The organism is Pseudomonadota bacterium (assembly GCA_030860485.1).
Classification (GTDB): Bacteria; Pseudomonadota; Gammaproteobacteria; order JACCXJ01; family JACCXJ01; genus JACCXJ01.
On sequence record JALZID010000304.1, the window covers coordinates 1 to 9,655 of the forward strand.

Sequence of the window (9,655 nt, forward strand, 5' to 3'; positions counted from 1 at the left end):
CTCCCCTATCCGCGCTGCCTTCGAGAGGCTTCAAACCCTCATCGACCAGGCCTGCCAGGAGGCACAACTCGCCATCAGATAAACTTGACTCATTTGCATCGTATTTCATTATGCAAGTACTCTAGAGGAGGTTGGCGACTGTATGTATTTGTGGACATCCGTTCAAGGTGTACTTGGAACTAATGGGCTTGATCCTGCGACAGTAATCACGTTCGACACACAATCTCGAAAGAGATTAGGTCTTTTAGTGGATACGCTTGCAGCAGAGCTGGGAGGACCTCGTCTGTTGGCGGTTTTGAATGAGAGCGGTCATCTTCGCCCAGGTCGAATACTCGTGCTATGCGATAAGACTTGCGCACTAAAAGATGAAATTAATGTGGAAGAGATAATTTCGGATAAGCTGAAAAGCATTGAGAGCTGAAACAGACAATCTTCCACCAAAGAGTTTAAAACGTCACTGGACTTCGGAAGAAGTGCCACGTAGCACCCTCGATCCGGCGCATACCCATCAGATCCACGTCTTTCCCGATCTGCTTCGCCGGGGAACTCCATCGGGTGAGGCACGAATTCTTGCTCAGGAATGTATATATCGCGCAACACCTCCTCCGTGTGCCGGCGCGGAGCGCTGCCCATCCGGGTGCGGGTCGTACGCATGGCTGTGACCTGCGGATCTCGCCGTGCCGGCCTCGCTCCCACGTTGCACGGGATCGGGTACCAGGCCACTGGCGTTCCGTGGGACCTGCGTGTTGGAGGCCGACCTACACAACCGGAGGTGCCGGGGCGAGGGCGCGCCCCGGCAGTTGCCCTCGCGATCTCGCTAAAAGTAAGGTATAGCCAAGCCCGAACGATTATGCAATGCGCCGGCGCTGCGGACGGGCCGCATCGCTCCCGAGCCGTCATCCACCGGCGCGCGGCGTCGTCATCGGGGCGTTTCTACCACGCACGGTCACGAATCGCGCTTGTCGATCCCCTCACCCGAGCCCGCATTCGCACCACCACCCTACTGCGGCCTCCGCATCGGCGCCCGACGGCTCGCGTGCTAACATATCCGGGTGATCCCCTTTCCCGGCATCGACCCGGTGGCCGTTCACATCGGCCCGCTCGCGATCCGCTGGTACGGGCTCGCCTATGTCACCGGGATCCTGTCGGCCTGGTGGCTCATGAAGCGCCGGGCGGCGCCCCGCCCCGGCTCCGGTTGGATCGAAGACCAAGTCGGCGACTTGACGTTCTATGCCGCACTCGGGCTCGTGATCGGGGGTCGGCTCGGACATGTCCTCTTCTATGATTTTCCCGTGTACGTCAAAGACCCCCTTGCGGTCTTCAAGGTGTGGCAGGGGGGCATGTCGTTTCATGGCGGGCTCATCGGCGTCCTGTTGGCCGCCACCTGCTTTGCGCGCAAAGCCGGTAAGCGCTTCTTGGAGGTCACGGATCTAGTCGCCCCGGTGGTCCCGATCGGCCTGTTGCTGGGCCGCCTCGCCAACTTCGTCAACGGGGAGCTGTGGGGTACGCCGACCGATCTCCCCTGGGGGGTGGTGTTCCCCGACCCCGCCGCCGGCGACATCCCGCGCCACCCGTCCCAGATCTATGAAGCCTTGCTCGAAGGCGTGCTCTTGTTCGCGTGGCTCTGGACGTTCTCGAAGAAACCACGGGCGATGGGCGTGGTTTCGGGGGCGTTTCTCGTCGGTTATGGCTGCGCGCGTTTTCTGGCCGAGTTCGTGCGCGCGCCGGACGTCCAGCTCGGCTACCTCGCGTTCGGCTGGCTGACCATGGGACAGGTCTTGACCGTCCCGATGCTGCTCGCCGGCCTGTGGCTGTGCCTGCGGCCGCGGCGCTGACATGGCACCCTACCTCGGGCTCTTGCGTCGGGTCCTGACTGAGGGGGTGGAAAAACGCGACCGCACCGGCACCGGCACGCTCAGCCTATTCGGCTGCCAGCTGCGCTTCGACCTGGGGATCGGGTTTCCGGTGGTCACGACCAAGCGCCTGCACATCAAATCGGTGATCCACGAGCTCCTGTGGTTTCTGCGCGGGGACACCAACGTGCGCTCCTTGCACGAGCATGGGGTGACGATCTGGGACGAGTGGGCGGACGTGAACGGAGACCTGGGTCCGGTGTACGGCGCCCAGTGGCGCGCCTGGCAGAGCGCCGATGGACGGACCATCGACCAGATGAGCCGGGTCGTGGACGGTCTCAAGACCGACCCCGATTCGCGGCGCCTCCTCGTGAGCGCCTGGAACGTGGGCGAGATCGAGCGCATGGCGCTGCCCCCCTGCCACTGCCTGTTCCAGTTCTACGTGGCAGAGGGCCGCCTGTCCTGCCAGGTGTACCAGCGTAGCGCCGACGTGTTCCTGGGCGTACCGTTCAACATCGCGAGTTACGCCTTACTGACGATGATGCTGGCCCAGGTCACGGGCCGTGTGCCGGGCGATCTCATCCACACGCTCGGGGACGTACACCTCTATCTCAATCACGTAGACCAGGCCCGGACGCAGCTCGGACGCAGCCCCTATGCGCTGCCGAGGATGCGGCTCAACCCCGACGTCCAGTCGCTGTTCGATTTCACCGCCGGCGATTTCACGCTTGAGGACTACCGTTACCACCCGCCGATCGCGGCGCCCATCGCGGTGTAGCGGAGCGTCACGCCCGGCCCGCCCTAGTAACGGACGGTGGCGTCACGAGAAACCCCGGTTGACTCAACCTCGCACCCGATCGCCCTCCACGGCATCGGTCTGGTCGTGGCCATGGCCGAAGGCCGCGTGATCGGCGCGGGCGGGCGGCTGCCCTGGCATCTCCCCGCCGATCTACGGCATTTCCGGACCTTGACCCTCGGCAAACCCATCGTCATGGGCCGCCGGACCTTCGAATCCATCGGCCGCCCGCTGCCGGGCAGGACCAACATCGTCGTTACCCGCGACGCCGAGGTGCGCGGCGCGGGCGTCCAGGTCGCCCGCGATCTCGAGGCGGCCCTGGCCGTGGCGCGGCCGCTCGGTGAGGTGATGGTGATCGGGGGTGCTTCAATCTATGCCAGGGCCCTGCCTCTGTGCGAGCGCATCTACCTCACCGAGGTACACGCCAAGATCAACGGCGACACCTGGTTTCCCGACTATGACCCAAGCGAATGGCGCGAGTGTGGCAGGATCGATCACCCGCCCGATCCGGCCAACCGCTATTCCTATAGCTTCGTGGTCCTGGAACGCGTGGGTGGGGGGCCGGTCCCGTAGCGTCGCGTGCGTTGCTGCGCTGCGCTATTACGGGGACTCCCGCCCTGCCATGGCGCAGTCGCTGAATCGGAGCCTAGCCGGGCCACGTAACCTATTGGTAGAAGGGGATAATGTAGAAATCGCGGAGGGTTTACTGGGTACGTTACAACCTCAGGCCGGTCCCTGAGCGGAGTCTGAACGCGCCCCTCCAAACGCTCCCCGCAGCAGAGACATCCCGTTCGCCTTCAACCTATCGGTGGGCGAGGTCGCCCGTCTCTCTAATGAAAGCCAGGTCCAGGGATAGGCCTGCTTGGCGCGCCGAGGATGCAAATCTTCCCGCTCCTCTGCCCTCGCTGTGGGCAGCCGATGCGGATCATCGCCTTGGTCAGCGAGGCGGGTTCCATTCAGCGTTTCCTTGAGCATCTTGGCGAGCCGACCCAGGCACCACGCATGCCCCCGCCGCCCGGGGTCCGCCCGATGCGGACGGTACGTTCGCCCTGAGTCAACCCCTACCCGTCTATGAGTTCGATCAGCGGGTGAGCGGTAGGCGCCATCCCACTCCGAACCTTGCTGCCGGTCAAGGCCTATTGATCGGCACCGGCATACTCGCGTCCGAGCACCGGATCTCAATTCCCAGAGGGCCGGGGGCCGGTCCCATAGCGCCGCGCGTGAAGCGCCCTCGCTGCGCCGCACCATTACAGGGACCCTCGCCCTGCCATGGCGCAGTCGCTGCACCGGAGCTTTTCCGACGCTGATCTGTTAGTCACGTGAAATCAAATAGATAATCATAACGGGTGGGCGGTCCCCGGCTTGGTCCAGGGCTTGCTCAACTGGTTGTGCAAGCGCCCGTGGAGTAACCCAATGAACAGTGCCATCGAGCTCATTCTGGTCACCCTCCTGGCTTCCCTCGTAGCTCAGCCGGCGGCGAGCGCGGCGCCCGTCAACGCTAGATCCGAACGGGCCTATCGCGACCGCGGCCATCGAGATCGATGACGTCTCAGTTTGCAGCGGTCGACCTCCGCCACCTTAACCCCGCGCCCGCGGGGTTTTTTATGTCCGGGCACGGGTTTTCGAGGTCGTGTCCCGAACTGCAGCCTACTCGATCTCACCTGTGCGACGACGCCCGATGCGGAAGATCGGCCCCATCGCCCAGCAGTTGGAAAGGCCCGGCATGGGCATGCTCGGCTCGGGGTGCGTCTCGATATAGGCCGTATAACTGGCTGGAGCCAGGACTGCCAGGACATCGAGGGAATTCGACATCTGCATGGCATGTCGACGGGCTCGGCGACGTGCTCGAACGAACCCCGCAAATGGCCTTGCAAGACGCCAAGGGGGGCCGCGCATCGGATGATGAGCCGGAGACCGGGGATCCGCGACCGCAGCGCATTGACTATCGGGCCGGTCTGTGCGATATGCCCGAAGCTGGTAGGAGATCGCGACGTACCGGCTGGCGCTCAGGGCCGTCCCCTCGTCACTTACGGCATATCGAAACAGCACCATGTGGTACGCCGCGCTCGCCGATCTGGTCGTCCTCGTCCATGTCCTGTTCGTGTCGTTCGTGGTGTTCGGCGGCCTCCTGGCGATGCGCTTCAAGTGGGTCGTTTGGATCCACCTGCCGGCCGCCTGTTGGGGGATCTTGATCGAGCTCTTGGGCTTCGGGTGTCCGCTCACGCCCTTGGAGAACCGGCTGCGCCAAGAGGCCGGACAAGTGGGGTACCCAGGCGGTTTCGTGGAACACTATCTGGTACCGATCTTATATCCCGACGGATTGACCCGACGGTCACAGATCGTCCTGGGCGTCGCGCTCGTCGTAATCAACGCCATCGTGTATTGGCGGGTGATCGCCCGGTGGCGGCGGGATCGCGGAGCATGATCCTATTCCACCCGCCTGGCCGCCGTTGCAGGAGCGCGCGTGCGATGGGTCATTTCGCAAAGGCCAGGCGTTCGTACTCATCGACCATCTGCGAGAACGAGAATCGCTCTTCGACCATCACGCGCCCGACATCGCCCAAGGCCTGGCGCAGGTGCGGACGATCGTGGATGAGCTTCAGGATCTGGGCGAGTCGCTCCACGTCCCCCTTGGGATAGACGTAGCCGTTCTTCCCTTCAGAAACCATTTCCCGCGCGCCCCCCACATCGCTCAGCACCACGGGGCGGGCCATGGCCATCGCCTCCAGCGCCGCGTTGGAGAACGTCTCGACCGCTTTCGATGTCAGCACGAAGACGTCCATCGCGAGCAAGGCCGGCCGCACATCCGTGAGATCCTTCTGCGAATACGACACGCTCCTCTACACCGAGGTCCGCCACCATGCCCCGGAGCGCGTTCCGTTCCGGGCCGTCTCCCGCGATGAGGCACTGGGCATGGACGCCCTGGGCGACCAGTCGCCCCAGCGCGCGGATCAGGTCCTGGTGGTTCTTCCTTCCGCAACCGACCGATGCTCCCGACGATGAAGGCACTCGGATCGAGCCCCCACCGCCGTAGCCACTCGTCGCGGTTTCCGGAAACCGCTCCCTTTTGGTACCTATCGACATCGACGCCGTTATAGATATAGGTACACCTCGCTCCCTTCAAGCGGTAGACGCGCCGCCATTTCACGAGCTGCAATCGACAACCGAATACGATCGTCCGTGCTCGCGACAGGAGACACCGATAGACAAGCATCTGAACATGATGCTTCAGCGACACGAAGTCGGTCACATTGATCAAGGCATCGAAAGGAAGCGCGTTCCGCGGGCGCATCCGCTGAACCGCGAGAGCGTACGCCATCGGATAGAGATTCACGCACAGGATCAACCGGATCCCGTGCACCCGTACGTATTCGGCTAAGCGTCCGATGGCGGCGAAGGACAGCTTCCCCCGACGCCCCAGGCACACCAGGGGGACCCGGGTATCGACCCATTCGGCCAAGGGCGCGGGGGGATTCAGATAGGCGATGAGAACGGGACGCCGCGGCACGCAAGCTCGCTCGAAACGGCCACGGTCTTCTTTTCCGATCCACCGACCACCAGGGTGTCGTGAGAAAAAGGACCGGCGCCGACTTACTCTCGGTCTGTTGCATGCATTGCGACCGCGGCCCTCTCGCCAGCCCTAGGGTGCCTCGACCGGGCGCCGTTCTCGGCACAAACCCTCGCGCTCGTCGAGCAAACGCTCGATCTCCCCGAGGGCCTCGGCCGACAGGGCCTGATCGACGTTTCCTCACAGTCTCGGCGATCTGCGCCGGAGACCGCGCGCCGACGATGGCCGAGGCTATTTCGGGGACCTTGCCGCGCTCGATCAATCGCGCCATGGCCTCCCACGCCTCCCCGATGCCGGCATCGGGGTTCGGCCAGTGGATCTGGTAGAGGTCGATCCACTCGATCCCGAGCCGTTTCAGGCTGTCGTCCGCCTCCTTCTCGATGCTCGCGCTCGATGCTCGCGGCCGTGAGCCGGTTGGTGACCCGGCCCTGCGCGGGATCGTCCCAGACCAGGCCGCACTTGGTGGCGATCACGACCTCATCGCGCCGGCCGCGGATCGCCTGCCCGACCAGCTTCTCGGCATGCCCGAGGCCGTAGGCCGGCGCGGTGTCGATCCAGCCGACGCCGAGGTCGAGCGCGCGGCCGATCGTCGCCACGGACTCGGCATCGTCCTGCGGCCCCATAGGCCCAGGGACCGCCGATCGCCCAGGTCCCGAGCTCCAGCGGGGTTAGGTAGAGATCGGGATCGACCGAGACGGCGCTTTTGCATCGTGTGCGACTCCAAGGGGGTAGCCAGCCATTTTACCCGCCGCGCACCCCCATGCGTGAGTGGGAAACGTTGCGGGGCCCTGCACGCATCGATTTGATCTCAGAGGCCCAACCCGCTAATCTCCCGCGCCGCTCGGTGTTTCACCAATGAGGACATGAGATGCGACCACGGCTCGTCGCCGGCAACTGGAAGATGAGCGGCACGCGCGCCGAGATCCCCCCGCTCATCCAGGCCCTGAAGGAGGGGCTGGACCCCGCGCCGCGGGCGGAGGTGGCGGTGTGCCCGCCGTTCATCTATCTGCCCTTGGTCGGTGAGCTCTTGGAGGGGACCCCCATCGCGCTCGGCGCGCAAGACGTCTGCGAAGAGGCGGCCGGGGCCTACACCGGCGAGGTGTCCGGGGCCATGCTGCGCGACTATGATTGCCGCTACGTCATCGTCGGCCATTCGGAACGGCGCCGGGTCTACCGGGAAGACGATGGGCAGGTGGCGCGGAAGTTCTCGCGAGCGCTCTCTAGCGGGTTGATCCCCATCCTGTGCCTCGGAGAGACGCTCGCGGAGCGCGAGGCCGGGAACACCGAAGCAGTCGTCGAGAGGCAGCTCAGGGTGGTCCTGGAGCAGAGCGGCGTCCCGGGCTTACGCGCGGCGGTCATCGCCTACGAGCCGGTCTGGGCGATCGGCACCGGCCGCAACGCGACCCCGGCACAGGCCCAGGCGGTCCACGCCTACCTCCGCGGCCGGATCGCGGAGCGAGACCCAGAGACCGCCGCTTCCCTGCCGATCCTCTACGGCGGCAGCGTCAAGGGCGCGAACGCCGCAGCGCTGTTCGCCATGCCCGACATCGACGGCGGGCTCATCGGCGGCGCCTCCTTGAGCGCAGCGGAGTTCCTGGCCATCTGCCGGGCGGCTTAGGATTATCGATTCAAGAGGTCTACATGCAAGCGTTGTTTCTGGTATTACACGTGCTCGTGGGGATCGGCCTCATCACCCTCATCCTCCTGCAGCACGGCAAGGGCGCCGATGCCGGCGCGGCCTTCGGCAGTGGCGCCTCGGCCACCGTGTTCGGGGCGCGCGGCTCGGCCACGTTTCTCACCAAGGCCACGGCGGTCCTGGCCCTCCTGTTTTTTTCCAACAGCTTCTTCTTGAATTATCTGTCCGCCAACCCGACGAGCCCGAAAAGCGTCATCGAAGAAGGGAAGGAGGACAACCTGCCGACGGAGATCATCGAGAACACCATCGCCCCGATCGAAGAAAAGGAGTCCGAGCCGCCGGCAGAGGCACCGCAGTCCGATCTGCCGGCCCTCCCCGGCGAGTCGGGTCGGGGTGTGCCGCCCGCCCCGGTGTCGCCGCCGTCGGGATCACAGGGGTCTGATTCACCATTGCCTGAAACCCCAGCGCCTGAATCATCGGCGCCTGAATCATCAGAGGCTGAATCAAGATCGGCCGCACCGAACATCCAGGCCCCCGCCGCGGATACTCCGAAGGATGTCCCGGCGGTGGAAGAAGGCGAGGCCGGAGCGACGCCGAAACCGGTAGAAGGCGTTGAAAGCAAGGGCGCACAGCCGGCCGAACCCGGTCCCACCGCAGGACCGAACGCCGAGCCCGGCGCGGCGCCAACTACGGAGGCCGCATCACCGAAGCCCACCAAGCCACCGAAGGAGCCATCCGCGGCTGCCAAGCCCCCGGCGACCGCACCCGAGGTCCCGACCAAAAAGACGCAGCCCGCGACTGACAAGCCCGCGACCGAGCGCACTCCCGAATCCAAGACTAAACAGCAGCCGTCTACGGGGAAATCGACGTCCTCTGACAAGAAGGAGAACAAGACGCCCTGATACCACTGAGCGCATGCCTGCCCGCGGATGGACTGCCTGGGGATCTCAGGGCTTGTGAGAGAAATCTGCTGCACACCGGATGTTTCGTTGCTTTTTAGGGGGGTGATTTCCAGCAAGCGTGGCTGCGCTTCGCTTCGCTTTGCCCCGCTGACGCGGGCCATGAACGCGAACGTTGGCGTGCTCCCGAAGTCTCCTTCCTCCTCCTGCCATCCAGCTCGGACGTCCGGTGGAGCGCGGGGTGGACCGCTGCTCCACGGGGGTCCGCAGCAAGCGATAGATCAAACGGCATGTCTCCCCGACGGTCCGGCGTCTGCTGTCGGCAAGTCAAATCGGCATCCCGACATAAGCGGCGGGAGCTTGCCCTGTGACAACGGCGCTGTTGGGAGCATCAGATCCGCAATGACGGCGATTATGCCCGGCGTGTGGATTATATTCATTATAATCCGGTCAAGCATGGACTCGTCGCGAAGGTCTGTGTTTGGCCGTATTCGACGTTTCATCGTTATGTCCTGCTCGGTCTGTATCCACGTGACTGGGCGGGCAGTGCTTTGGCGCGGACCCAAAGCGGTTATGGCGAACCGGACGAATAATCCTCGTGCGCACAGCGCACCCTCCGCTTGCTCAATGGCCGAGCACGAAAGCCAAGCGAGTTCTTGCAGCGCTACAGGAGTCACATAATGGAGTGGCTAACCGATCCGGCCATCTGGGTCGGTCTTCTGACCCTGGTTGTGCTGGAGATCATCCTCGGCATCGATAATCTTATCTTCATCGCCATCCTGGCGGATAAGCTGCCACCGCACCAGCGCGATCGAGCGCGTGTCATCGGTCTGAGCTTAGCGCTGCTCATGCGTCTCGGCTTGCTCGCCAGTATTTCCTGGGTCATGTCGCTGACGGCGCCGC

General features: G+C 64.2%; 10 protein-coding genes and 3 pseudogenes. 9 read left to right on the top strand and 4 right to left on the bottom strand.

Features of this window, described 5'->3' with window-relative positions; genetic code table 11:
• Window positions 1-1,052: 1,052 nt before the first annotated feature.
• From lgt to M3461_19185, 3 genes are all read left to right on the top strand, one after another.
• On the top strand, window positions 1,053-1,835 hold the full coding sequence (lgt, locus tag M3461_19175; protein MDQ3776324.1) for a prolipoprotein diacylglyceryl transferase: 783 nt from the start codon (window positions 1,053-1,055) through the stop codon (window positions 1,833-1,835).
• Between the two features lies 1 nt (window position 1,836).
• Complete coding sequence (locus tag M3461_19180) at window positions 1,837-2,631, top strand: thymidylate synthase (GenBank protein MDQ3776325.1); 795 nt, start codon at window positions 1,837-1,839, stop codon at window positions 2,629-2,631.
• 99 nt (window positions 2,632-2,730) lie between these two features.
• Window positions 2,731-3,222, top strand: coding sequence for a dihydrofolate reductase (locus M3461_19185; GenBank protein MDQ3776326.1), 492 nt, complete (start codon window positions 2,731-2,733; stop codon window positions 3,220-3,222).
• 1,074 nt (window positions 3,223-4,296) lie between these two features.
• Here the strand turns inward: M3461_19185 and M3461_19190 are convergent.
• Window positions 4,297-4,461 (bottom strand): hypothetical protein, encoded by a 165-nt coding sequence (locus M3461_19190; protein ID MDQ3776327.1) that lies wholly within the window; start codon window positions 4,459-4,461, stop codon window positions 4,297-4,299.
• Between the two features lie 238 nt (window positions 4,462-4,699).
• On the opposite strand from M3461_19190, the gene M3461_19195 reads away from it, so the two are divergent.
• A complete protein-coding gene (locus M3461_19195; protein ID MDQ3776328.1) occupies window positions 4,700-5,074 on the top strand; it encodes a DUF2784 domain-containing protein in 375 nt (124 codons plus the stop codon).
• A 49-nt stretch (window positions 5,075-5,123) separates the two neighbouring features.
• Here M3461_19195 and M3461_19200 read toward each other — a convergent pair whose 3' ends face one another.
• Entirely contained in the window at window positions 5,124-5,453 is a 330-nt protein-coding gene (locus tag M3461_19200) for a glycosyltransferase (protein MDQ3776329.1), read from the bottom strand.
• Window positions 5,454-5,457: 4 nt separating this feature from the next.
• Here M3461_19200 and M3461_19205 point away from each other — a divergent pair, with 4 nt between their 5' ends.
• Window positions 5,458-5,652 carry a hypothetical protein gene (locus M3461_19205; protein MDQ3776330.1) on the top strand — a complete coding sequence of 65 codons (195 nt, stop codon included), beginning with the start codon at window positions 5,458-5,460 and terminating at the stop codon, window positions 5,650-5,652.
• 89 nt (window positions 5,653-5,741) lie between these two features.
• On the opposite strand, the gene M3461_19210 is transcribed toward M3461_19205, so the two are convergent.
• Together M3461_19210 and M3461_19215 are read right to left on the bottom strand one after the other, a co-directional pair.
• Window positions 5,742-6,575 carry an aldo/keto reductase gene (locus M3461_19210; GenBank protein ID MDQ3776331.1) on the bottom strand — a complete coding sequence of 278 codons (834 nt, stop codon included), beginning with the start codon at window positions 6,573-6,575 and terminating at the stop codon, window positions 5,742-5,744.
• Between the two features lie 85 nt (window positions 6,576-6,660).
• Window positions 6,661-6,840 (bottom strand): annotated as a pseudogene (locus tag M3461_19215) (aldo/keto reductase).
• Window positions 6,841-7,085: 245 nt separating this feature from the next.
• Here M3461_19215 and tpiA point away from each other — a divergent pair.
• The 4 genes and pseudogenes from tpiA to M3461_19235 form a co-directional block, all read left to right on the top strand.
• Complete coding sequence (tpiA, locus tag M3461_19220) at window positions 7,086-7,835, top strand: triose-phosphate isomerase (GenBank protein ID MDQ3776332.1); 750 nt, start codon at window positions 7,086-7,088, stop codon at window positions 7,833-7,835.
• A gap of 23 nt (window positions 7,836-7,858) precedes the next feature.
• Window positions 7,859-8,116 (top strand): annotated as a pseudogene (gene secG / locus M3461_19225) (preprotein translocase subunit SecG).
• A gap of 1,001 nt (window positions 8,117-9,117) precedes the next feature.
• Window positions 9,118-9,345 (top strand): annotated as a pseudogene (locus M3461_19230) (transposase).
• Window positions 9,346-9,432: 87 nt separating this feature from the next.
• A partial coding sequence (locus M3461_19235; protein MDQ3776333.1) for a hypothetical protein occupies window positions 9,433-9,655 on the top strand: 223 nt, incomplete at its 3' end.

What these genes read in the sequence shown, in the direction of transcription:
- M3461_19180 (MDQ3776325.1), top strand. Translation starts at nt 1,837, where the DNA reads ATGGCACCCTACCTCGGGCTCTTGCGTCGGGTCCTGACTGAGGGGGTG.
- M3461_19190 (MDQ3776327.1), bottom strand. Translation starts at nt 4,461, where the DNA reads ATGTCGAATTCCCTCGATGTCCTGGCAGTCCTGGCTCCAGCCAGTTAT.
- M3461_19195 (MDQ3776328.1), top strand. Translation starts at nt 4,700, where the DNA reads ATGTGGTACGCCGCGCTCGCCGATCTGGTCGTCCTCGTCCATGTCCTG.
- tpiA (MDQ3776332.1), top strand. Translation starts at nt 7,086, where the DNA reads ATGCGACCACGGCTCGTCGCCGGCAACTGGAAGATGAGCGGCACGCGC.